The 22,841-nt window shown below is 34.9% G+C and carries 24 protein-coding genes; 19 read left to right on the plus strand and 5 right to left on the minus strand.

Features of this window, described 5'->3' with window-relative positions:
* The first annotated feature begins 2 nt into the window (after positions 1–2).
* Genes BST92_RS10610 through BST92_RS15035 form a run of 6 tightly spaced genes read left to right on the plus strand, consistent with a single transcriptional unit; the run spans position 3 to position 3,997 of the window.
* Positions 3–194: a CcoQ/FixQ family Cbb3-type cytochrome c oxidase assembly chaperone gene (locus BST92_RS10610; protein ID WP_105071426.1), complete on the plus strand. Its 192-nt coding sequence runs from the start codon at positions 3–5 to the stop codon at positions 192–194.
* The gene (locus BST92_RS10615; protein ID WP_105071427.1) at positions 187–1,140 is read left to right on the plus strand and encodes a cbb3-type cytochrome c oxidase N-terminal domain-containing protein; all 954 of its coding nucleotides are present in this window, start codon (positions 187–189) and stop codon (positions 1,138–1,140) included. Before BST92_RS10610 ends, BST92_RS10615 begins: the two co-directional genes overlap by 8 nt.
* A gap of 17 nt (positions 1,141–1,157) precedes the next feature.
* A complete protein-coding gene (ccoG, locus tag BST92_RS10620; protein ID WP_105071428.1) occupies positions 1,158–2,579 on the plus strand; it encodes a cytochrome c oxidase accessory protein CcoG in 1,422 nt (473 codons plus the stop codon).
* 59 nt (positions 2,580–2,638) lie between these two features.
* Positions 2,639–3,082, plus strand: a complete 444-nt coding sequence (locus BST92_RS10625) for a FixH family protein (protein ID WP_105071429.1) — start codon at positions 2,639–2,641, stop codon at positions 3,080–3,082.
* Entirely contained in the window at positions 3,042–3,815 is a 774-nt protein-coding gene (locus BST92_RS10630; RefSeq protein WP_342747866.1) for a sulfite exporter TauE/SafE family protein, read from the plus strand. The genes BST92_RS10625 and BST92_RS10630 overlap by 41 nt, the downstream gene beginning before the upstream one ends.
* A gap of 5 nt (positions 3,816–3,820) precedes the next feature.
* Positions 3,821–3,997: a hypothetical protein gene (locus BST92_RS15035; protein ID WP_170061742.1), complete on the plus strand. Its 177-nt coding sequence runs from the start codon at positions 3,821–3,823 to the stop codon at positions 3,995–3,997.
* Positions 3,998–4,167: 170 nt separating this feature from the next.
* Here BST92_RS15035 and hemN read toward each other — a convergent pair whose 3' ends face one another.
* Complete coding sequence (hemN, locus tag BST92_RS10635) at positions 4,168–5,532, minus strand: oxygen-independent coproporphyrinogen III oxidase (protein WP_105072251.1); 1,365 nt, start codon at positions 5,530–5,532, stop codon at positions 4,168–4,170.
* Positions 5,533–5,724: 192 nt separating this feature from the next.
* Between hemN and BST92_RS10640 the strand changes: the two genes are divergently transcribed.
* The 3 genes from BST92_RS10640 (at position 5,725) to BST92_RS10650 (ending at position 9,037) form a co-directional block, all read left to right on the plus strand.
* Positions 5,725–6,270 carry a CopD family protein gene (locus BST92_RS10640; RefSeq protein WP_105071431.1) on the plus strand — a complete coding sequence of 182 codons (546 nt, stop codon included), beginning with the start codon at positions 5,725–5,727 and terminating at the stop codon, positions 6,268–6,270.
* A gap of 177 nt (positions 6,271–6,447) precedes the next feature.
* Positions 6,448–7,749 (plus strand): hypothetical protein, encoded by a 1,302-nt coding sequence (locus tag BST92_RS10645; protein ID WP_105071432.1) that lies wholly within the window; start codon positions 6,448–6,450, stop codon positions 7,747–7,749.
* A 10-nt stretch (positions 7,750–7,759) separates the two neighbouring features.
* Positions 7,760–9,037 carry a hypothetical protein gene (locus BST92_RS10650; RefSeq protein WP_146105145.1) on the plus strand — a complete coding sequence of 426 codons (1,278 nt, stop codon included), beginning with the start codon at positions 7,760–7,762 and terminating at the stop codon, positions 9,035–9,037.
* A gap of 32 nt (positions 9,038–9,069) precedes the next feature.
* Here BST92_RS10650 and BST92_RS10655 read toward each other — a convergent pair whose 3' ends face one another.
* A complete protein-coding gene (locus tag BST92_RS10655; protein WP_105071434.1) occupies positions 9,070–9,939 on the minus strand; it encodes a sterol desaturase family protein in 870 nt (289 codons plus the stop codon).
* A gap of 133 nt (positions 9,940–10,072) precedes the next feature.
* Between BST92_RS10655 and BST92_RS10660 the strand changes: the two genes are divergently transcribed.
* From BST92_RS10660 to BST92_RS10705, 10 genes are all read left to right on the plus strand, one after another.
* Entirely contained in the window at positions 10,073–11,740 is a 1,668-nt protein-coding gene (locus BST92_RS10660; protein WP_105071435.1) for an alpha-amylase family glycosyl hydrolase, read from the plus strand.
* Between the two features lie 101 nt (positions 11,741–11,841).
* Positions 11,842–13,194 carry a TrkH family potassium uptake protein gene (locus BST92_RS10665; RefSeq protein WP_105071436.1) on the plus strand — a complete coding sequence of 451 codons (1,353 nt, stop codon included), beginning with the start codon at positions 11,842–11,844 and terminating at the stop codon, positions 13,192–13,194.
* Between the two features lie 93 nt (positions 13,195–13,287).
* Positions 13,288–14,406 carry a DUF2891 domain-containing protein gene (locus BST92_RS10670; protein ID WP_105071437.1) on the plus strand — a complete coding sequence of 373 codons (1,119 nt, stop codon included), beginning with the start codon at positions 13,288–13,290 and terminating at the stop codon, positions 14,404–14,406.
* On the plus strand, positions 14,387–15,583 hold the full coding sequence (locus BST92_RS10675) for an Nramp family divalent metal transporter (RefSeq protein WP_105071438.1): 1,197 nt from the start codon (positions 14,387–14,389) through the stop codon (positions 15,581–15,583). The genes BST92_RS10670 and BST92_RS10675 overlap by 20 nt, the downstream gene beginning before the upstream one ends.
* Before the next feature lies 1 nt (position 15,584).
* Positions 15,585–16,319, plus strand: a complete 735-nt coding sequence (locus BST92_RS10680) for a LamB/YcsF family protein (protein ID WP_105071439.1) — start codon at positions 15,585–15,587, stop codon at positions 16,317–16,319.
* Positions 16,312–17,019 (plus strand): 5-oxoprolinase subunit B family protein, encoded by a 708-nt coding sequence (locus tag BST92_RS10685; RefSeq protein WP_170061743.1) that lies wholly within the window; start codon positions 16,312–16,314, stop codon positions 17,017–17,019. The genes BST92_RS10680 and BST92_RS10685 overlap by 8 nt, the downstream gene beginning before the upstream one ends.
* Positions 17,012–17,851, plus strand: a complete 840-nt coding sequence (locus BST92_RS10690; protein WP_105071441.1) for a 5-oxoprolinase subunit C family protein — start codon at positions 17,012–17,014, stop codon at positions 17,849–17,851. Before BST92_RS10685 ends, BST92_RS10690 begins: the two co-directional genes overlap by 8 nt.
* An 86-nt stretch (positions 17,852–17,937) precedes the next feature.
* Positions 17,938–18,924, plus strand: coding sequence for a YihY/virulence factor BrkB family protein (locus BST92_RS10695; protein ID WP_105071442.1), 987 nt, complete (start codon positions 17,938–17,940; stop codon positions 18,922–18,924).
* Positions 18,925–19,165: 241 nt separating this feature from the next.
* Positions 19,166–19,666 (plus strand): pyridoxamine 5'-phosphate oxidase family protein, encoded by a 501-nt coding sequence (locus BST92_RS10700; RefSeq protein WP_105071443.1) that lies wholly within the window; start codon positions 19,166–19,168, stop codon positions 19,664–19,666.
* Between the two features lie 11 nt (positions 19,667–19,677).
* Positions 19,678–20,112, plus strand: coding sequence for a hemerythrin domain-containing protein (locus BST92_RS10705; RefSeq protein ID WP_105072252.1), 435 nt, complete (start codon positions 19,678–19,680; stop codon positions 20,110–20,112).
* 51 nt (positions 20,113–20,163) lie between these two features.
* Here the strand turns inward: BST92_RS10705 and BST92_RS15360 are convergent, their stop codons facing one another.
* The 3 genes from BST92_RS15360 to BST92_RS10715 form a co-directional block, all read right to left on the minus strand.
* Positions 20,164–20,289 carry a hypothetical protein gene (locus tag BST92_RS15360; RefSeq protein WP_281257004.1) on the minus strand — a complete coding sequence of 42 codons (126 nt, stop codon included), beginning with the start codon at positions 20,287–20,289 and terminating at the stop codon, positions 20,164–20,166.
* A gap of 101 nt (positions 20,290–20,390) precedes the next feature.
* On the minus strand, positions 20,391–21,794 hold the full coding sequence (locus BST92_RS10710; protein WP_105071444.1) for an exonuclease domain-containing protein: 1,404 nt from the start codon (positions 21,792–21,794) through the stop codon (positions 20,391–20,393).
* Positions 21,795–21,916: 122 nt separating this feature from the next.
* Positions 21,917–22,672 carry a hypothetical protein gene (locus BST92_RS10715; protein WP_105071445.1) on the minus strand — a complete coding sequence of 252 codons (756 nt, stop codon included), beginning with the start codon at positions 22,670–22,672 and terminating at the stop codon, positions 21,917–21,919.
* Positions 22,673–22,841: the final 169 nt, after the last annotated feature.

A 22,841-nucleotide genomic window follows, 5' to 3' on the forward strand; every position in this document is an offset into this window, starting at 1 on the left:
CCATGCTCAAATTTATAAAAGGAAATCTAGAAGCGATAGAAGGTGTGTCTATCTATCCCATCATATCACTACTTATCTTTTTTACTTTTTTCACTTTACTTTTTCTATACGTGTTTACAGCAAAAAAGGATCATATCAACACTCTTAGTGAGATGCCATTAAACGAACCAACTAAAAACCAAGAAGATGAATAAATCAGCACTTTTTAGAATAATCATTTTTATGATTCTAGCTTTAGTTCTATTTGAACTAGTCGCAGGTAAAGAAGGTACTTGGGCTGTGCAAGAATATCCTTTAATATGGCTCATCTTAGGCGTATTGTTTCTATGTGCATACCTATTAGAAACTAGTGTCAAGACTCTAGAGAGAGTTCTTTATAATACATTAAGCGATGAGGCAAAAGAAAGATATGATGCCGCGACTATAGCCCGTAAAGAGCAAGAATTTGCCGGTATTAAAAAGACTTATGCAAAAATGCTGGGTAGTAAGCCTATTGAAGATGAAGGAGAGATTGAACTAGATCATAATTATGACGGTATACGTGAATTGGATAATAATTTACCGCCATGGTGGGTTTATTTATTCTATGCAACCATTCTTTTTGGAGTTGTATATCTAACTAAATATCACGTTTTTGATATCGCACCTGATCAGGCTGAAGAATATCTACAAGAAGTTGCTATTGCTGAAAAGGAAATAGAAGAATACAAGAAAACAGCAAAAAATCTTATAGATGTCAATACAGTGACTTTACTTACTGATGCGTCAGACCTTAAAGCTGGACAAGGTATTTTTCAAGACAATTGTATCGCATGTCATAAGGCAGATGGTGGTGGTGGTATAGGGCCTAATCTTACAGATCGATACTGGATTCTAGGTGGTGGAATTAAAAATGTATTTAATACAATAAGTGAAGGTGGACGTGATGGTAAAGGTATGGTGTCCTGGAAAGCAGATTTATCTCCTAGTGAAATGGCGCAAGTCGCTAGTTATGTTATGACTTTTCAAGGTACTACTCCTGCAGAACCTAAAGAACCAGAAGGAGAAATATGGGAAGATCCAGACGCTCCTAAAGAAATAGAGCAACCAGCAGCACCAGAAACTCAAGTGGATTCTACAGCGGTAACTTTTAATAATTAAGTTTAAAGCATAATAAAATGGAGACGCCAGAAAATGAGGTTTTTAGAGACAGTATAGGAACCATTAATGAAGATGGTAAACGCAACTGGTTATACCCTAAAAAGCCGTCAGGTAAATTTTATGACTACCGTAAATGGGTAAGTTATGGATTGCTGGCATTTTTACTAGCGGCTCCATTTATTAAAGTAAACGGTAACCAGTTCATTATGATAAATGTACTGGAAAGGCGTTTTAATATTTTCGGATTCCCATTCTGGCCACAAGATTTTCACCTTTTTGTTATCATGATGATAATAGGTGTTGTGTTTGTGATTTTTTTCACGGTAGCTTTTGGAAGAATATTTTGTGGATGGATGTGCCCGCAGACTATTTTTATGGAAATGGTTTTCCGTAGAATTGAATATTGGATAGAAGGTGATCGTGGAAAACAAATAAGACTAGATAAGCAAAAATGGGATGCAGAAAAAATACGCAAGAAAGGAACTAAGTGGCTCTTATTTGCCATCATATCATTCATTATCGCAAATGTTTTTCTAGCTTATCTTATAGGTAGTGATCAGCTCTTCAAATATATCAAGGACGGTCCACTAGCCCACATAAGCACTTTAATCTCGCTCATCATATTTACAGGAGTGTTTTACTTTGTTTTTGCATGGTTTAGAGAACAGGTTTGTATAATTGCCTGTCCTTATGGTAGGTTGCAAGGTGTATTATTAGATGATAAATCTATTATAGTTGCATATGATCACAAAAGAGGTGAGAAAGAGGAAGGTCGTGCCTTATTTAAAAAGAATGAAGATCGTGCAGCAACTGGTAAAGGTGACTGTATTGATTGTGGTCAGTGTGTCCAGGTTTGTCCTACTGGTATAGATATTAGAAATGGTACACAACTAGAATGTGTCAATTGTACAGCTTGTATAGATGCTTGTGATCACATGATGGAAAAAGTAGATCTTCCTAAAGGTTTGATCCGTTATGCAAGTGAAGATAATATCACTAAAGGCAATAAGTTTGAATGGACACCTAGATTAAAAGGTTACATCGCTGTACTAGCCATTTTATTAGGTATTTTCTCTGGTATGATGTTACTGCGCAATGATGTTGAAGCACGCGTTTTAAGGTTGCCAGGTTCCTTATATGAACATAAAGGAGAGCATATAATAAGTAATGTTTACACATATAAATTAGTAAACAAAACAATAGTACCTATAGAAGATATAAACTTTAAATTATTGTCCCATAAAGGCACTATTCATTTAGTAAAAAACCAAGGATTCAGTATCGCTAAAGAAGGCCTTGCAGAAGGAACCTTATTTATTGAACTCAATACCGGCGCTATTAAAAGTGATAAAGAACGTATAGAAATAGGGATATATAGCGGCGATGATTTGATTGAAACGACCACGACATCATTTCTAGGCCCTAGAAGTTATAAATAGAGAATAATTGAATTAAAATATGCTTTCGCGAAAGCGTATTAACAATAAACATTATCATCATGAAATTAAATTGGGGAACCAGCATAGCGATTGCGATTACATTATTTATAGGTTTTATAATGGTAATGGTGGTAACGATGCTTACAGATAAAGGTTTTGATCACGACATGGTCACTACCGACTATTACAAAAAAGAATTGCTATTTCAACAAGAAATTGATGCAGAACAGAATGCAAAAAACCTAGGTGAGATAAAAGGTTTGAAAACAACGACCGGATGGGCAATTGAATTTCCAGAAAGTGTCGCAGAGAAAGAATTTAAAGGAAAAGTGTCCTTATACAGACCGTCAGATAAGCAGCTAGATTTTGAACTGCCTATAGTTTTATCTGGTAACTATTTGCTCATACCTGACAATCGCTTAACCGACGGTCGATGGGACATTCTTATAACGGCTACTCTAGATGGTCAACCGTTTAAATATAAAAATTCAATCATCTATTAATATGTTGTGGTCTGGATTCTTATTAGGTCTATTGGGTAGTTTCCATTGTATGGGAATGTGCGGTCCTATAGCTTTTTTATTACCAGTGAACCACAAAAAGCCAACTCAAAAAGCCGTACAGGTCAGTGTTTATCATGCTGGTAGACTGTTTGCTTATGGTTTAATAGGTTTTTTATTAGGCTTATTAGGTAAAAGTTTTGACCTTTTTGGGTGGCAACAGCAATTGAGCATTGTAGTAGGGATAGCGATGATTGTAATGGTAATAACTACCTATTTCATAGGTATGAATTTTACAGTGACTAAACCGTTATATAGACTAGTAGGTAAATTAAAAAGTGCGATGGGTAAGGAGCTCAAAAAGAAAACCTATGACGCATTTTTTACTATGGGTTTTTTAAATGGTCTACTACCATGTGGATTAGTATATATGGCTGTTATAGGAGCCGTAGGATCTGGAAATGCACTGGAAGGTACGGTATATATGATGTTTTTTGGATTAGGTACTGTACCGTTAATGACGGCTGCAGTTTATTTAGGTAATGTGATATCGTTAAAAGTAAAAACTTTTATGAGAAAAGCAGTTCCTGTTTTTATAATCCTTATCGGTTTACTTTTTATCGTTAGAGGTCTAGGTTTAGGGATACCATATCTATCTCCTAAAAATATGAAAAATCAACAGTCTGCACAGCAGTCCTGTCATACAACTATAGTTTTAAATACAAATCAAAAATAAAAATTATGAATATGTTACCTCTAGTAGACTGGACCATGGGAGCAGTTTTAATAGGTGTGTTTGCACTAGTATGTGTCGCACTGGTCGCGATTGTTATGAATATGATGAAAACAGATAAAAAAAGGATGAAAGTACTAGGGCTGAATAAGTCTGTAGTGAGAATGTTTCAAGGCGAGCTGTAAGGCCCGTCATGATTTATTTTGGTTAATTGGTTGAAAGAGGTATTCTGTATAGAGTACCTCTTTCTTTGTAGTGAACTTAAATTTTTTAACAAAAAACTATCGACTTTAAAGCAAAAAAAAATCTCCTTGTTAAAGGAGATTTGTTCAAATCATTAAGATTATTTACCATATTAAATCGTCATTGAAAATAATTGCGTGTTAGGTTTTTTTCGTTTTAGCCTCAAATCAAAGGCCATACAAATATTGCGTACAAATGGTCTACCTTTTTCAGTAACACTTATACCATTAGATTCTAGAATAAGCAATCCGTCTTCTTCCATCTCTTTAAGACTAATCAATATATCTGGAATCTCTTCAAAATAGAGTTCTCCATTCTTTTCCCATTGAGTTTCAAAATGACACATTAAATTCAGGATGTGTTTTCTGATGATTAAATCTTCATTATTTAATAAATGTCCTCTGTAAACTGGAATTTGATCTTGATCCAGTAACTTTTTATATTCTGTAATACTTTTTACATTTTGAGAAAACCCGTACCAGCTATCACTGATAGAAGAAACTCCTAGGCCTATCATAGCTTGTGTACTACTAGAACTATATCCCATAAAATTGCGATGTAACTTTTTAGTTTCCATAGCTATATTCAACTCATCACTAACCAGTGCAAAGTGATCCATTCCTATCTCAATATAACCAGCGTCTTCTAACATTTTTTTTCCGATCTCATATTGAGCTCTTTTTTCATCTGGACTAGGTAGGTTATCTTGACTAAAACCACGTTGCCCGTTACCTTTTATCCATGGCACAAATGCATAACTATAAAAGGCTATACGATCTGGTTTAAGTGCTATCGTTTGTTTAATAGTATGTATAACATGTTCTTTTTTTTGAAAAGGAAGGCCGTAAATTAAATCATGTCCGACAGAGGTGTAACCTGTTTCTCTGGCGTTAAGTGTAGCATTTAGAACATTCTCAAATGGTTGTACTCTGTGAATAGCCTTTTGGACCTCTAGGTTATAATCTTGTACACCATAGCTCACGCGATTAAAACCTAATTCAAATAAAGTCTTTAGGTGTTCTTTTGTTGTGTTATTAGGATGCCCTTCAAAACTGAGAGTCGCATTTTTTGCTTTATGAGCATTTTTAAAAATTTCATCAATAAGAATTTGTAAATTTTCTGGAGAGAAAAATGTCGGAGTTCCTCCACCTAGGTGTAATTCACTGATGATAGGAGTTTCATCTAAAAGTGCTAAATAAAGAGACCACTCTTTAAGCACATTTGTGATATAAGGAAGCTCTACATTATGATTTACGGTTATTCTTTTATTGCATCCACAAAATGTACACATCGCTTCACAAAATGGTAAATGAATGTATAAGCTGATTCCTTCTTTTTGATTAGATTCTTTAAAACTTTTTATGACAGAACTTTCCCAGTTTGATTTAGTAAAAGAATTTTCTTCCCAGTAAGGTACAGTAGGATAACTAGTGTAACGTGGTCCAGCAACATTGTATTTTTGAACGAGTGAAGACATACCTGATTTTTCATAAAACACACTTCAATAATGAGACCTATGTGTTCTTAATTTAAAGACCAAAACTAGAGGTATGCTCATTTTTAAAAAATGATATTTATCAGTTCTTAAGTTCTTACAAAAGATTCTTATTGCGTTGTTATTTCTTGATATTGATTTAATATTTTTACAGTCATATTTAAATCATAACTATTGGAAGATTATTATCTATATTTCAAGGCTTTACATCTTATTTTTATTGTGACATGGTTTGCAGGCTTGTTTTACATTCCGCGATTATTTGTATATCAAATTGAGGCTCATCAAGAACAAGAACCGGTAAAATCTATATTGCTTAAACAATTACAATTGATGACACGCAGGTTATGGTATATCATTTCATGGCCTAGTGCAGTGCTTGCTACATCATTTGCCTTATGTTTAATATTTATTAATCCTGCAATTATTGAAGCACAATGGATGCAGGTTAAGTTGGGTTTTGTGGTGTTACTTTTTATATATCACATTAAAACCCATTATATTTTTAAAGAATTAGAGAATGATATTATAAAGTGGACCTCAAATGGCATGAGATTGTATAATGAAGGTGCAACACTTATCTTATTTGCTGTTATCTTTTTAGTTATACTTAAAAGCGCTATCAATTGGATTTATGGTGTCGTAGGAATCTTTTTACTAGCGGCTGTTTTAATGATTTTATTTAAAATTTATAAAAGATATCGAGATCAAAAAGCATAATGTGTTAATATCTGTTTTTTAGCATGTTACATAGATTAAATAATCAATTTCGGTATCTGGTGTTGTTAAACGTCAATTTAGTGTTCTTTAACGAAAACCGATTTTTTTTATCAAAAGTTAATATATCAACCTATCTTAACGAGATACTTTTGCGGTGTTAAAAAAATAACTCCCCAAATGAAAAACGTATTATTCGTTTTGTTAATTCTATTCTGTAGTCAATCTATCGGTCAGGTTGGAATCAATACAGATACACCTGCTCCAGACGCTGCTTTAGATATAGAAGGAACTGATAAAGGTGTATTGATACCACGATTAGATCTGTCAGATTTATCTACCATAGCACCTGTTACTGGTGGTTCTACAGAAAGTTTACTAGTCTATAATACAAACACGACTACTGGTAAAGGTTTCTATTTTTGGTCTGGAATCGAATGGGTTCCAGTAGGTAAAGGTTTGTACTGGGAAAAGGACGGTAATACAGGAACAACACCTGGCACATCAGCTGGTGAGAATTATTTAGGAACTAAAGACGCTCAAGATTTAGTTATAGCTACTAATAGTACAGAGGTGATGCGAGTAACTAGTACTGGACAGGTGTTAGCATCTAATGCAGGTTCTGCAGCAGCACCTACTTTCTCTTTTCATTCAGACAGTGATACAGGTATCTATTCTGAGGGAACAGATAAGTTAAACGTGAGCGCGGCAGGTAATAACATGGTAGAATTTGATGGAGGATCTAGTCCTCAAACTATTTTGAATCCTACAAATGCAAACGTTGATACACGCATTGCAACACAAGGAGAATCACATATGCTTTTTGTAGACGCTGATACAGACCGTATAGGTATTGCAAACAGCAATCCACAAGCAACGCTTCATGTCGGTGGTACTACTAGTACTATTAGAATAGATGCTCTTAATTCTACTAATAATGTTAATAATAAAGGATCTGTTTCTACACCAGTATTTGTAGATGCAAATGGTGAGTTAAGTATTCAAGGTTCAAACGTTATTACTCAATTAGTAGAAGATAATACAGCGTTTTTATCTACACCTGTAATTGTAGACAATACGTCTAGTGGTAGAACAATTACTGAGCTTTATGCTACAACGGTTACTTTAACTAGAGACGCACTTATTGAAGTGGTATATCAGGCAGGTGTAACGATAACAGATACATCAAATGCTTTTATATATGATGGAAGACCTAGAATCTATAGAATATTTGTAGAAATAGATGGTAGAAAGGTAGCCTATAAAGGAGATGCCTATACCAGTAGAAGTACGACAGGTACGACTATAGTAAATGGACCATTTTATCTTAATGGTAATGGTTATGTTCAATTACCTGGATCTACTACGGGAATTACTCATGAAATAAAAGTATTTGCAGAGGTTTATGGAAACACTGCCTCTACTAGGTGTTCTTATGGTGGTAATGGAGATGACACTTTTCAAGTTCTAGTAAGATATTAATATTATGAGCTTGAAAAATATATATACCATCTTATTGTTTTCAATGAGCTTTCTATGTGCTACAGCTCAAATAGGATTTGGTACCAGTGGTCCTCAACCAGAAACTTTGATGGATGTATACGCTATTGATAAAGGTTTGTTGCTACCACGTATCTCAATCAGTGATTTTGATAGTTTTAATTTGCCTGTAGGTTCTCAAACAGAATCTCTATTACTTTATAATACTAATGCTACTTTAGGTAAAGGTTTTACTTATTGGAATGGTAGCTCTTGGAATCATGTTAATAATAACTTTTTTTGGAGTACTTATGGCGACGATAACTTGTCTAGTTCTAATTTTTTAGGCACAGCAGATAATAATTCTTTCATTATAGGTACAGCAGGTTTGCCTCGCCTACACTTTACAACTGCACAACGTTTAGTGACTCACAATAACGGTTCTAAATCTAATCCATCATGGTCTATGATTAATGCCGGAATAGGTGCATATAGTTTAGGTAATGATTTAAGAATAAGTCTTGTAGGTAAAGATTACATTTCTGTAGCGCCTACAAATGGAGTAATTATCAATCCTTCACAAGAAAATATTGATTTATCTATAAATAGTACTACAACAACCGCTTTACAAATAGATGCTAGTGCAGATGGAATAGGGATAGCATCTACGACACCTATTGATGCTTCTTTACATCTCCAAGGAGCAACTAGCAATGTAAGATTCAATAATCTGTCATCTTCCCATATGAATAATAATGGAGTTGATAAATCCTTATTATATGTAGATCATAATGGTGAATTGACACTAGAATCTACGCCGCATGTTACTCAATTACCACAATTTGAATTTGAATCTGCATATCTATCTTCTACTGTAAACGTACGCAGTACAACGTTAGGAGCACAGACGGTTGTATTGCATAGTACATCAGAAGAGCTTTTTGAAGATGGGTTATTAGAAGTTGTATATCAGACATCCGTTTCGGTAAGAAACAACTCAGGTGGAGCCATAACAGATGGTAGACCTAGAAAATATGGGATAAGAGTGAAAGTCAACGGTCGTGTTATAGGTCAGACCTCAAAAATGTACACAGCAGACGGTACAGGAGGTGCTATAGCTTCAGGATTTATGTATTTGAATGGTAAAGGATATATACCACTTTCTGGTAGCCCTTCAGGTAGTTCATATGTTATTGACGTAGAGCTTTTTGTTGACGGTGGTGGCGGCAGTACTTGGTATAGTATTGGTTCTTCTTCAAATGACTTTTTTGAAGTTATTGTCCATTATTAGGACGCTTTCGCGAAAGCGTAATTAAAATCAATTTACTTTTTAAAAGGTTCAACAAGTTGTTTCCCAAAACTATCTGGATAGTGTTCATCGCCATGAAATCCTAACTCTAGATGAGCATCGTGATAAGGTACATGAGCAGTACCAAATAGGTAATCCCAAATACTTAAAGATAATCCATAATTAACACCGTATTTATGGTCAGCAGGTAAATCTCTTGCGTGATGCCAAAGGTGCATTTTAGGATTGTTGATAATGTATTTCAAAGGACCATAATCCCAATTCAAATTTGCATGGTTTAAATGTCCTATAAAGACGCTGAACATATGAACGATAAAAAATTGTTCAATACCAAAGCCTAACATGGCTAATGGTATGTATTGAAGACTTTTATAAATTATAGTTTCCATAAAATGAAAACGGAATTGCGCAGCAAATCCCATCTCCTTAATACTATGGTGTACCTTATGGAATTCCCATAACATAGGTACACGATGTAGTAAACGATGGATGTTCCATTGTATAAAATCTGCAATGATAAACATGATAAGCAACTGGCTCCACACTGGAAGGCTTCCCAATTCGATGGCAACTAGATTTTCAATTCCTATACTTTTAAGACCATCATTGAATGCCGCAACAGCAACATTTGATATAGAATTGTAACCTACTAGTGAGAACAAAAAGAAATTGAAAAACAAGTAAAATAAATCCAACCAAAAATCGCGACGTAATACTTTCTGATCCTTGCGCCACGGCTTTATAATTTCTAAGGTAAATACTAATAATGAAAGTCCCACTAGCCAATAAAAATAGTTGGTCCATGATGGCGTGGTGATTTCTTTAACGAGATAATTCCAGTAATCAGAAAAGGAATTAATAAATAGATCGATATAATCTTGCATATATGTAATGTCGCTTAATAAATCATAAAATTACTACTTGTTACACTTACTACAACGTTATCTCAATATTAGAAATCTATTCTAGTATAAAGTACTGTGTATCCTTTATTTTTGAGCAAGTAAAATAAAATTCATGAAAAACTCCATTCTCTTTCTATTTTTAATAATAGTACTTTATTCCTGTAAGACTGAGGTTGAAAGTCAAAGGTTATCATTAGAAAAGGAGCAGGCTCATTTTGACTGGAGTGCTGCAAACGTTTATTTTCTATTGACAGATCGATTTCATAATGGTGATGCATCAAACGATACCATCATCAACAGAAACAAGGAAACAGGTAAATTACGTGGATTTGAAGGTGGAGATTTTGCCGGTATCATTGAAAAAATAGACGATGATTACTTTACAGATTTAGGAGTTAATGCCATTTGGTTAACACCCATTTGGGAGCAAATTCATGAAGGTATAGATGAAGGAACAGGATACTCTTATGCTTTTCATGGATACTGGGCAAAAGACTGGACCGCAGTAGAACCTAGTTATGGTACACAGGCAGAATTTGAATCATTAGTTCAAAAGGCGCATGATAAAAATATAAGGATTTTACTAGATGTTGTTATAAATCATACAGGACCTGTGACAGAAATGGATCCAGTATGGCCAGCAGATTGGGTTCGTACAGGACCTGCTTGTACCTATCAGGATCAAGAAACCGCAGTGAGTTGTACTTTAACTAATAACCTACCAGATATAAGAACGGATAGTAAAGAAGAAGTAGAATTGCCAGCGCATTTGGTTCAAAAATGGAAACAAGAAGGCCGCCTTGAAGCAGAACTTAAAGAGCTGGATGATTTTTTTAATCGTACAGGATTACCACGCACACCGGTTAATTATATTATTAAATGGGTTACTGATTATGCTCGTGAAACAGGTGTCGATGGATTTAGAATTGATACGGTGAAGCATGTAGAAGAAGAGGTTTGGAAAGTCTTTAATGAACAAGCCATAATAGCTTATGAAGACTGGAAGAAAGCAAATCCCGAAAAGAAAATACATGACGATGCCTTCTTTATTCTAGGAGAGTTATACGGTTATGAGGCGAGTGGTGGTAGAAGATATTATTTTAATGATAATCCAGTAGACTATTTTGATTATGGCTATGACGCGATGATTAATTTTGGTTTCAAGAGACATGCTATAGCGCCATATAAAGAGCTATTTAAACGATATGATGGCTTTAGAGATAGCTTACTTCTAGAAGACCCTAATGATCCTGCTTATTTTATGAATTATATAAGCAGTCATGATGATGGTCAACCTTTTGATGCAGCTAGAGAGCGTACTTTTGAGAGTGTTACTAAGTTATTACTCACGCCTGGAATGGCACAAATCTATTATGGTGATGAGGTAGCAAGACCTCTTATCATAGAAGGTACTCAAGGTGACGCCACATTAAGATCCAATATGGACTGGGATAATATTGATGCAAATTTATTGAGCCACTGGCAAAAATTAGGTCAGTTCCGTCGCAATCATCCTGCGGTAGGAGCAGGTAGCCATCATTCCCTAGAACATGATGGAACGGGAACCATTTTTGCTAGATGGTATGATAAAAACGGTTTTCAAGATCAAATAATCGCTGGAGCAGGCTTAAAAGATGAAAATGTGACTATAGATATTACTCGTGTTTTTAAAGATGTTACTCAATTACGTAATGCTTATACGGGAACTATTTTAGATGTAGTAGATGGTACAGTCACCGTTCAAACTCAACGTGGTATCGTGCTGCTAGAATCTATATAGAAATGTTTAATTATTGATACCTTCTTGAATTAATGGCAATTTGTTAACGCATTGTCTCATTATTGATTCAGAATTTTGCAATAACAATAGATGTAGCTATTATGAACAAGCTTAAAATTTGGAAAAATCAATACACTAAGTTTAAATTAAAATTAAGTCCGCAGCAAAATCTCTTTTATGGCTTCTTTACCTATGTCATAGCTGGGTTTGTCTTACTGTCTCTTCCATGGTTGCAAAAAACTGACATCGCTTTTATAGATAACTTATTTACAGCTACTAGTGCAGTGTCTACTACAGGTCTAGTAACAGTAAGTATATATGATTCTTATAATTTTGTAGGTCAACTGGTGATCATGTCATTATTTCAATTAGGTGGTATAGGATATTTAACCTTTACAACTTTTATGTTATTATCCACAACCAGACGTATCACTCACTGGCATAAAAAGTTGTTGAATTGTGAGTTTACCTTACCTGTAACTATTAAAATTAAAGACTTTTTAAAATCTGTAATCCTTTTTACAGTTGTTATGGAAACGATAGGAGCTATTCTATTTTTTATAGCATTTTATAATAAAGGTATGCCTGTAGGCGAGGCAATTTGGAACTCTATTTTTCATAGTATTAGTGCATTTTGTACGGCAGGTTTTAGCCTTTTCAATAGTGGATTTACAGAATATGTAGATGATGGCTTTGTAAACTTTATTATCGCTTTTTTAGCAATAGCAGGCTCGTTAGGCTTTATAGTTGTGACGGATTTAGTGCTGTGGATTAAAGATCGTACCCATCAATTAAGTTTTACGTCACTCATCATATTTATAGGCTTTGCATTTTTGTTGAGTTTTGGATTTATATTTATGTACTTCTTTGAGCCTACTATAACGGCATTGGATGGAAGTGCCCGATTATATGCTGCATTTTTTCAAACTATGTCTGCAATGACCACCGTAGGATTTAATACGGTCGATTATGGATCCTATTCTATACCTATTATATTGGTAACCATTTTTTTAATGTATGTAGGTGCCTCGCCATCTGGAACTGCTGGAGGAATAAAAATAACAACACTATCTGCCGTATTTGCTATCATGAAAAGTAGGCTTAGAGGCTCAAAAGAAATTACTTTTCTAGGTCGTAAGATTCCTTTTGAAAGATTATATATCGCTACATCGTCTTTTATATTTTATACGAGCTTAATTTTCATTTTCACTCTAGCACTTACGTTTACTGATGACTTCGGTCTAGAAAAATCCCTATTTGAGGTCAGCTCTGCATTAGGTACAGTAGGATTAAGTATGGGAATAACGGGCGATTTATCTAGCATAGGTAAAATGTTAATCATTATAATTATGTTCATAGGTAGGCTAGGAGTATTGACCTTTGGCCTTGCGATTTGGTCTAAGTCTATACAAACTGAGGAATCTGTTTTTATAGAAGATGATATCGCTGTGTAGAGATTGATGTTTTGAGAGACGCTTTCGCGAAAGCGTAATTATTATAATCCATCAAGGATGCTTTATCTTTAGAATCTTAACTAAGATATAAAGATGAAGCATTTTTTTTATACACTACTATTAATCAGTTTAATAGCCTGTAAAGATGAAGGTGGAGAACAACAAGTAGTAATCATCGATAAGATTGCAACACCGCAACTTCTTCTAGATCAGGCTAACAATCTCGCGGAACTACCTTTACATTGTATTGAGACTGAGTATCCTAATAAAATGGGGCATGTTACCGCAGCACCAGAAGACCAAAAACGACCAACAGAACAGCATCCTGTTTTCTACGGCTGTTTTGACTGGCATAGTGCAGTACACGGCTACTGGAGTGCTGTAACTTTAATAAAGCAGTTTCCAGAACTTGAGGCTAGAGAAGAATTGCTAGCAAAAATAAAACGCAATCTTACCACAGAGAATATCGCGGTCGAAATAGCGTACTTAAATACGGAGAATAATAAAACATTTGAACGCACTTATGGATGGGCATGGTTGCTCAAACTACAACAAGAACTAGACACTTGGGAAAATCCTCAAGGACAAGAACTAGCTCAAATTCTTCAACCATTAAGTGATGTCGTTATAGAGCGATATACAGACTACTTACCTAAACTTAATTATGCTATAAGAGTAGGTGAGCATTCTAACACAGCATTTGGGATGGTATTTGCCTGGGATTATGCAACACATGCCGGTGAACTAGAATTGAAAGCAGCCATAGAGTCTAAGGCCAAAGAATTTTATATGAATGATACCGATTGTCCATTATCGTGGGAACCTAGCGGCTATGATTTCTTATCACCATGTCTTGAAGAAATAGATATTATGAGGCGCATTTTACCAGCCGCAGATTTCCATCAATGGGTTGCTGCGTTTATACCTCATATTCAAAATGGAAAATTAGATATAGAAATAGGTCGTGTTTCAGACCGTAGTGATGGTAAACTAGTACATATCGATGGACTTAACCTCAGTCGTGCATGGGTACTTTATGGATTGATAAGTCAGTATCCACAGCAATATGCTGCATTACAAGAAACTGCAGATGCACATTTGACCAATACGATACCTAATCTGGTAGCAGACGACTATGCCGGTGGACATTGGTTGGGTAGCTTTGCTATTTATGCTTTACAAAATGCATCGCATGTTCCAGAAGATCTTTAAAAATATAGGTCCTGGAACTTTAGTAGCTGCGGCTTTTATAGGTCCTGGAACAGTTACTGTTTGTACTCTTGCAGGCGCAAACTATGGTTATAGCCTGCTTTGGGCGATGCTGCTTTCTATTTTTGCGACGATTGTATTGCAAGAGATGGCTGCCCGATTAGGGTTGATTACTGGTAAAGGATTACCGGAAATATTGCACAGTACAATAAGCAATAAAATAATTAGAATGGCAATAGTTATTCTAGTACTAGCAGCCATTGCGGTTGGTAATGCGGCTTATGAAGCAGGTAATATTTCTGGTGGTGTGCTGGGTTTAAATATCATATTCGGTACACATTGGTATTTTCCATTATTACTAGGATTGATTGCTTTTTGTCTACTCATTTATGGAAATTATAAAGTATTAGAACGTGTATTAATCACGCTAGTAGTTATCATGGGAATTTCATTTATAGCAACCGCAATAGCGATAGGACCAGACTTTAGTTTGATTTTAAAAGGTCTATTTATTCCATCCATTAATGAAGGTAATCTCTTAACTATAGTAGGCTTAATAGGTACCACAGTGGTGCCTTATAATCTTTTTTTACATGCGTCATTAGTAAGTGAGAAGTGGAATGACACAATGGATTTAAATGCCGTTAGAAAAGACACTATTATAAGTGTCATTTTAGGAGGATTAGTCTCTATGTCGATCATTGTTGCAGCAACAGCGTTACAATCCACTAGAGTCTCTACAGGAGCAGATGTAGCAAAAGCTCTTGAACCGATCTTTGGCGTGGCGTCAACTTACGTATTTTCTATCGGTATTTTAGCCGCCGGAATTACCAGTGCGATTACTGCGCCTCTTGCTGCTGCATATGTCGTTAAAGGTTGTCTAGGATGGCATGGTAATATGAAAAGTTGGTCTTTTAGAGCGGTATGGATGATTATACTAGCGCTAGGAGTGCTATTTTCTAGTATAGGTTTAAAGCCACTAGACATTATCACATTTGCTCAAATTGCAAATGGATTGTTATTACCCATTATCGCTATTCTATTATTATGGCTGGTGAATCAAAAGTTTCTAGGTGCTTATCAAAATCGCAGTTGGCAAAACATTATGGCTCTTATCGTTATCGCAATAGCCATTATATTAGGTGCAAAAACACTTTTAAAGGTATTTGAAATTATCTGATATGGTTACGATTGATGTTAATATGGACCTAGGTGAAGGAATGAATGTTGAAGGACAGGTTATGCCATATATAAGTTCTTGTAATATTGCATGCGGTGGCCATTATGGAAATTATGATTCTATAAAAGAGACCTTGCTTTTAGCTCAAAAATATGGTGTCAAAACAGGTGCGCATCCTTCTTTTGAAGATCGAGAGAATTTTGGTCGAATTCATTTAGATTGGAATGAAGCACGCTTTCGCGAAAGCGTATCTAAACAAATCCAGCAATTCCATGATGTAGCATTAGAGCTAGGAATGACTATGCATCACATCAAAATGCACGGTGCTTTATATCATGCAACAGCACACTTACCTGAATATGTTGATTGGACAATTAAGTTGGTGAGAGACCAATATCCAGATGTTAAGTTATATGTACCATCTGACAGCTTAATAGAACAAGAATTAAAGAATCATAGATTGTCTTATTTACAAGAGGCATTTGCTGACCGACGTTATGATGGTGATGGGAAATTAGTTCCTCGCAGTAAACCTAATGCGGTAATTGAAGATGTATCAAAGCTTGTTAATCAACTATCAATGATGGTTCATGAACATAAGGTGATTTGTATAGATGAGCAGGAAATCCCCTTAAATGCACAAACCTATTGTGTGCATGGAGATAATCTATCGATAGTTCACAATTTTAATGAGGTAATTACTGCATTGAATTTAAATCGAATTAAAATTGGATAGCTTCATTGTATATCATCGATATAGTGAGAATAGTTTACTGGTTACTATTGATATAGACACCGATGTGCAAGAATACCGTTCATACATTACGAGATTAATTAATGATCAATATGGACATAGGGTTGTATTGAATCAAGGATTTAATTCTGTTCTCATTTTATGGCGTGAAGAGTCTGTAAATCAAACTTTGATAAATGAGGTAAAATTGTTATTAAAAGGCATAACTCCATCTCCAATGCGTGTTATCAATAAATGGAAATTACCGGTTTATTATGATTGTCTTTCCGCAGATATAAGAGCAGTATCAAAATATACAAATTTGGAAGTTGACGAAATAATACGTCTACATCAACAAATAGTTTATTCGGTTCATTTTATGGGATTTTTGCCAGGATTTCCCTATCTAAAAGGGTTGTCTAAAGAACTAACTATTCCTCGTAAGGCAATACCATCGCAAGCCGTAGAAATGGGATCTGTGGCTATTGCGGCAGGAATCTGTGGTATTTATCCACAAAACAGTCCTGGTGGCTGGTACGTACTAGGGAACTGTCCTGTACCACTTTTTAATAGAGAACGAGAACAACCTTTTTTATTATCTATCCATGATCAAGTTGAATTTTATGCAATAGATAAGTCAACTTTTAAATATCTAAAACAACATTCAAGTCATCTAGACATTAATCAATTTATACATGGCTAGACTAACTGTTCTTAATCCAGGTTTTCAATCAACTGTACAAGATACGGGCAGATTTGCATATAGAGAATATGGTGTGCCACATAGTGGCGCCATGGATCTAGTTAGCTCGCGTCTAGCAAATCGATTATTAAATAATAAGGATGATGATGCAGTAATCGAAATGACATTGTCCGGTGCCGAAATGATTTTTTCAGAGCCTACACAAATTGCAATCACTGGAGCACATTGTAAAATACAGGTACAACACAAGGTTTATAAAAGTCCTAGTGTGATAAGACTTAAAACAGGAGATGTAGTTAAAATAGGTCCTGCTATAGATGGTAATTTTATTTATTTAGGGATTAAGAACGGTTTTCAAACAGAATCATCTCTAGGTAGTCGATCTTACTATCCACATATTTTAGACAACGCATTACTTAAAAAAGGCGATCACCTTTCATACCATCGAGCAGAAAAAAGTATAGAACTAATTGATGAAATCCCATCAAATTTAAACGCTAGTTTAAAAGCATATGCAGGTCCAGAATTTCATTTGCTCAATAGAAAGCAGCAAGAACAGTTACTAGCGACCACTTTTACAGTATCAAATGAGTGGGATCGTATGGCTTATCAATTAAATGAAGTCATAGCTAACCATCTAGCAGCCATAAAAAGTAGTCCTGTATTACCAGGGACCATACAATTAACACCACAAGGTAGGTTAATTGTATTAATGAGAGATGCACAAACGACAGGTGGTTATCCTAGAGTATTACAACTTACTGAAAAAGCGGTGAGTGCGATTAGTCAAAAAAGAGTTGGAGTATCTGTAGATTTTATAATTAAGAATTAATAGATTTTTAAGTTAAACTATATCTAATGCTATTGGAATACTTAAGATTACTTCTTTAATTCGTAGTAACATGCTTAAAAGAAACAATGTCTCTGCAAAAATTTAAATGGCTTCATTTGCCGTCCATTTTATGGGAAAGTGCAAAAAAATGGAATGATGATGATGTGTGGCAATTAAGTGCTAGCGTTGCTTATTATACCATACTTGCCTTACCAGGATTGCTAGTCATTATGATTAACATCGTAGGAGCGGTATGGGATACTGAAATTGCCACAGGTAGATTAACCTCTAGCCTTACATCATTAATAGGGTATGATAGTGCCGAAAGTATCAATGGAATTTTACAAGCCGCAAGTCGCGATTCAGACAGTTGGTTTGCAAAAATTGTTGGGATATCGACATTAGTTTTTGCGGCTACCGGTGTCTTTTACCAGTTGCAGCTATCTCTAAATAAAATATGGAAGCTTAAAATTAACCCCAAAACACCGTGGTGGAAAATCATTACGGATCGCGTAAAGAGTTTTGGATTTATTCTCGTTCTAGGGTTTTTAATACTTATTAGTTTTATACTATCTGCAGTTATAGGGATTTTACAAGACTGGATACAAATTCACATTGCAGATTATTTAGGACAACTAGCTCTAGTGGTCAATTACATCGTTTCCTTGGCAATTATTTCATTTCTGTTTGGGTTGATGTTTAGATACTTACCAGATGCACGTCTTAAATGGGATATGGTCTGGCCAGGCGCTTTACTAACCGGTATTTTATTTGAAACAGGTAAATTTTTATTAGAAATTTATTTCACACAGTCCTCTCCAGCTAGTGCTTATGGTGCAGCAGGTCTTATCGTACTTTTGCTTTTATGGGTTTCTTACTCGTCCTTAATACTTTTTTATGGGGCCGAGTTTATTAAAGTATATGCATCACGTTATGGTCATGGAATATCTCCTAGTTCAAAATCCTTAAAATATAGAGAGGAACTAATCATTACCGATAAAGGAGAAGATGTTACTGAGATGGAAATTGAAGAATTGATCAACTCAGATGACAACCCTATTGTAGATCGTTAGTACGCTTTCGCGAAAGCGTTACTAAATAAATCAAACCAGCCAAAACTGCTCAATGTAACAGTACCTATTATATGGTGGATATACTTTTCATACCAGATACTTTAGGTAGCTGACTACATAACAGATGTGTTTAAACAACTGTTTTAATGTGAAAATACTTGTTGAAACTTCTAAAAAGTGAGTTAATTCTTAATATATTAAGAAAGTTACTGATGATAGATCTGTATATTGAAAATAAAAAATGAGTACAGAAAACCTTTACCAAAAAGAAGCCTTAGAGAAATATCTAGAATTATCTAGATCAATTGAGACCAGCATGATGCTTACTAATTTAGGGTCAAAGCCAGTGGACAGTATACCGATGACTCCTAAAAGGATAAATGATAACGGCTCCATACTATTCTTCAGTAAAAGCACGAGTGATCATAATAAAAACATTGAAAATGATCCAGATACTCAATTAATTTTTAGTAATGTGAAGTCTAAAGAGTTTTTAAGTGTTTATGGAACCACTACTATTAGTAAAGACCCAATATTAATTGAAGAGCTGTATGGAAACCTGGATAACAATTGGTTTAAAGGAAAAGATGACCCAACAATAACAGTGTTGACCTTCACACCACAGCAGGCGCAATATTGGGATACTAAGACGAATTCAATTGTAACCCTTGCAAAATTAGCGTACACAGCTATCACCGGTGATGAGACAGAAATAGGAACTAGTGGAAGTTTAAAATTATAATGACAACGGATATGAATATTTTTGAAGCCCTTAGAAAAGATCACGAGATACAAAGAGAACTTTGTGATCAACTAGTCCATACATCTGGAGACACCGCATTAAGAAAAAACATGTTTGAAAAATTAAAACACGAGTTGGCTATACATGCAGACGCTGAGGAAAGACATTTTTATGTACCATTGATTGAGTCTGATCTCACACAAGAAAAAGCTAGACATAGCATTGCTGAGCATCACGAGATGGATGAGTTAGTTGAAAAACTAGAAGAAACAGACATGGATAGCAGTGCCTGGCTTAAATACATGAAGGAGCTGGCGCATCAAGTAGAACATCATCTTGATGAAGAAGAGCAAGAAGTCTTTCAACTTGCTGGTAAAGCTTTAAAGGAAAAAGAGAAAACCAGCTTAGCAAAAGATTATCTCAAATTTATGGAACAAAATAGATAGCAACTATTCTAATTCTTAATAAAAAAAATCCGATCATTTGATCGGATTTTTTTATAAATAGCTTTCAAAGCGTGAAGATGATGGAGTGTTATTCACGTCGTCTTCATAATCCTCATGATCATCGATAGTCTTACGCTTGTAATCGCTGTAGCCGTTTGGTGAAAATGTGTGATTCATCTTTTTTTTTATAAAATTAAAAGATATCTATATTTCAAATTTTTAATAATTTCTTAATTGATATGGAATTAACATAAATAAGGAAATAGCTTAACATCTAATCATAATTCAACAGCATTCTCTTCATAAATCACATTTTGCTCGCCATATTTTTTAAGGTAAGCTCTTATAATTTGATTGGTATGAAAGTTTGCCACTTTGCGTTCTATGAAATCTTCACAGTCAGATAAAGAATTGATGGTCGCATAGCGATCAATATATCCATATCCTTGATATTCACCACCTTTTATAAGTATAAAACAAGATTCTTCATGAGTTCTACCAGGCTGTTTGATGATATAATTAGGATTTTGATTATGTAATGATTCTATCGCCTGTTGTGCACGCAAGTTGTATAAAGAAACAAGCTCTTCTTTCTTACATACACCTTTGCAGTTCTTTAATTTATAATGTGATGTACAATCTTCTTGAGTTTTAAAACTACAATATCGAGGACATAGATTATGATTTGCACATAATTGTTCTAGTTGTTCTACCGCATGAGCGCGATTATAATGCGTCACGACAGAATAATCATAGGACTTAACTAATCCTACCGCAAATTGAATAATCCCTAGCTGATTTTTATAATGAAGGATTTGATAGGCTGGTTTAGGCTTTTTTTGAACCACATTAAAACGTGGATAGTGCTTTTTAATTAAATCAGATTCCTGCAGCAATGCAACCAGTTCATTACCCGTCACAATATGGTCAATGTAAAAAATCTCTTGACACATCAAGTAAGACTTAGACGTCTTAGAATAGAAATGAGATAATACTCTTTTACGTATGTTGATGGCCTTACCTATATAAATGATTTTATGACCTTTATCTTTAAAAATATAAACACCAGCGGTTTCGGGTAGTTCGTCAAACTGTGATCTTTCTAAATGTGGTGGAAAGGTACCTTCTTTAAAAGTTCCTTTCACAAATTTGTCAAACACAGCACCATCCTTATCCATGGTAAGTAATTTTTGAAAAAGGATAACGGTCGCATCGGTATCACCTTCAGCACGATGTCTATTGATCAATGGAATGTCTATTGCATCACATAATTTACCGAGGCTATAAGAATTTATACCAGGTATTAATTCTCTAGATAATCTTACCGTGCATAATTTTTTACGTTTAAAATCGTGGTCTATTCTTTTAAACTCGTTGCGCAATACATTGTAGTCAAAGTTGACATTATGAGCTACAAAAATGCAATCTTTTGTAAAATTCAAGATGTCCTCAGCCACATCTGCAAATACTGGCGCACTGGCTACCATAGCATTATCAATACCAGTTAAAGTCGTAATGTAATCTGGGATTAAAACTTCTGGATCTATTAAAGAGCTGTATTTATCCAGAATGGTATCGCCGCGCATGCGTACTATGCAAATCTCGGTCATACGATTACCGCTCATACGGTTACCAGTAGTCTCTATGTCAACGACACAATATAAATTTTCAAGATGATTCAAATGCTGTTATTTGGAAATGTTCCAAAATTATGGAATAATTCCAGCTAATATAGCTTCAATTGAATTTTTAACATATAGCTAAAATCCAGCACGAACTACGAGAATCATCCTTGCTCAAGAATTTAATACTTAGTAATCGTTATTTGAGCGATATAGGTAGCATCTATAGGTAGTATGCTAAATAGCTCTCTACTTCCTGCGCCTTCAACTACTGCAGCCTTAAGACCTAGATGAACCTGATCGCCTAGATCATAGTAACGTATGTCTGTGGCATAAAAAGGAACACTTACTGGTGAATTTACAGAACCTCTAGGGATACCACCAAAAATTCTAAAACTATCCGTTTCAGTAGTACCAGAAAGTTTTAAATTATTAAGATAAAGATTGATGAAAAAAGTACTCGATCCAGAAATAGCTACTGTAGAATTAACCTCAAATCTATAAAAACCTGCCTTTTTAATTTCAAAATACTCGTCACCCAAAACTGTTGTTCCCGTTGGGTCTACTAATTCAATTAAAGATGTATTATTAATATTAATTTGTGGTAGTTCTAAATGGAATCTTCTTTCTTGTCCACTAGCACATGGAACACAATCGCTAAAAAAGACATTACCACCAGAACCAAATTTTGCATTAAACGCCAGTTGAGGTATTCCCACATTTTCTACGGCCTGATCAATAGTTACATTCACTATATCGCCGTTGGAATCTCTTGCTAGTAATCTGTTTTGAGCATCATAGTTGGTACCGTTAGGTGCGTCATCGATACGTATACCGCCTGCAACATGTAAATCATTTTGGGGACTAACGGTTCCTACACCTACCTGTGCTTGTACGGTAAAGGACAGAAACAAAATAATAATGTAATAAGACTTCATGAAGGTTGGGTTTAAGTAATAGAGTATTTCAATAATACTGTTCTTCACCTTAATACCATGCTCATTACTAGATTAATCGATTAACAGAAAACTTTTAGTGACATCACGCAATTACTGAAAGGATTCTTGAACAGAAGAAATTTCTATAACAAAAGAAACAATCCATAAG

It is taken from the genome of Nonlabens arenilitoris (assembly GCF_002954765.1).
In the GTDB taxonomy this organism is placed as follows: Bacteria; Bacteroidota; Bacteroidia; order Flavobacteriales; family Flavobacteriaceae; genus Nonlabens; species Nonlabens arenilitoris.